Consider the following 1,401-nt stretch of genomic DNA (forward strand, 5'->3'; position numbering starts at 1 on the left):
TCTCACCCCTTCCAGGGTTTCAAAGTCGAGCCTCTTCCCGCCTCTAAGCGTCAGACACCGGATAGCTCTCCCAGAAGTTCGACGATTCTCTGAGCTTTTGCCAAGTTTTGCGGAACTTTACTTTCCCAGTCCGGAATGTCCCCCTTGTAATCTGCACGGCAACGGTCGATGTGGAGTTCCTCCAAAAGGTGTCCAATCATTTGTTCGTCCAGATTTGATGATTGTTTAAAGAGATTGCGCACCCGCTCATGCGCTGCGTCCTTGCCTCGAGCACGCGATCCTAAATAGATTTTGGCGGGACAGAAGACCGCAAAGTACGCTCGGTTCATTGCGGTGCGTAGGCATGCCTCACGGGGAACGGAGGGAAAGGAACCTTCGTGGAGGCTCCTGGCCAACGACAAGAAGCTGGTCCAGTTAAACTTCCGAGAACCCGACATGAATATCCAGCTTGCCTTCTCGAAAGGCCTGCTGTCGAAACCACCACTCCCGGCAGAACGTTTCGAACGTCCGAAGGCCTTCTGAGATCGAAAGCTGCATCGTTGCGAAAAGCACAAGGATTCGGTCGTCCGGCTCCTCCGGATTTTCCACGACTTCTAATACGGGAGACGTGATCAACCGGTTCTTAAAATGGGCCTCAAGCTTCTCTCTCATGCTGACGATCACTGGCTGCAAATCCGGATTTTGCCGCAGGAAGAGCAAGACCGCTTCTCTTGCCTCAGCGTCGGAAGGAAGGAAAGGCACAGCTACGCCGGGAGAAAGCTGAACCGCATCCAATGAAGAAAAGGAAAGAAGCCGTTCGCCAGCAACAGGCGCTCGCATGACAGATCCTACCCACCATTCGCCCTTTGCGGAGGGAGTGCAAGGAGGGAAAGTTACCGGCGGCCCGCCCTGTGGTTGGCCAGCACTGAACCATGCGGTTCTTGCCCCAGAATATGCCGGCTCTTCGGCCTTTTCCTCTGTGGGCTGGCAAAGCCCCCAGGGTTCCTCCTCAAAAGAGGCTCCTCGGACGGGCACTTCCGCAATCATGGTTGATCCTTCCGCTCGGTGCTGGACGCGCGTTCCATGAACACAAACGGAGCAGATTGAACGCTATAGAGAGGATTGCCCGCAGGATCTTTCTTTTCTCGCGAACGGACGATGCGGATGATCTCCGCCTTGACCCGAATGACCGTTCCGTCCTCGAGTTCCACTATCGTCCATCCGTCGCTGCGCACTTTGAAGGGAACTTCCTCGGCGTCCTTCAAGGGTCCGTCGGGTGGAAAAGACGTCGCCACGATCTCTCTATCCCTCTGTTTTGGTCGCAAGCCAAATTCTTTCTTCAGGGACTTTCTGGGAGTTCCCGAGCGCCGGGTTTACTAAGAAACGCGCGGCCTCAGGAACTCGAGAAGCTCCGCGATGCGG

Annotated in this window: 3 protein-coding genes; all 3 read right to left on the reverse strand. The window is 55.4% G+C overall.

The window, feature by feature from the left end; translation table 11 throughout:
- Positions 1-50: 50 nt before the first annotated feature.
- The 3 genes from MAMT_RS04965 to MAMT_RS04975 all read right to left on the reverse strand — a co-directional run bounded on the left by MAMT_RS04965 (position 51) and on the right by MAMT_RS04975 (position 1,274).
- On the reverse strand, positions 51-329 hold the full coding sequence (locus MAMT_RS04965; RefSeq protein ID WP_142659904.1) for a hypothetical protein: 279 nt from the start codon (positions 327-329) through the stop codon (positions 51-53).
- An 85-nt stretch (positions 330-414) separates the two neighbouring features.
- Positions 415-651: a hypothetical protein gene (locus MAMT_RS04970; protein ID WP_142659905.1), complete on the reverse strand. Its 237-nt coding sequence runs from the start codon at positions 649-651 to the stop codon at positions 415-417.
- A 371-nt stretch (positions 652-1,022) separates the two neighbouring features.
- Complete coding sequence (locus tag MAMT_RS04975; protein ID WP_142659906.1) at positions 1,023-1,274, reverse strand: hypothetical protein; 252 nt, start codon at positions 1,272-1,274, stop codon at positions 1,023-1,025.
- Positions 1,275-1,401 lie beyond the last annotated feature (127 nt).

The organism is Methylacidimicrobium tartarophylax, assembly GCF_902143375.2.
Lineage (GTDB): Bacteria > Verrucomicrobiota > Verrucomicrobiia > Methylacidiphilales > Methylacidiphilaceae > Methylacidimicrobium > Methylacidimicrobium tartarophylax.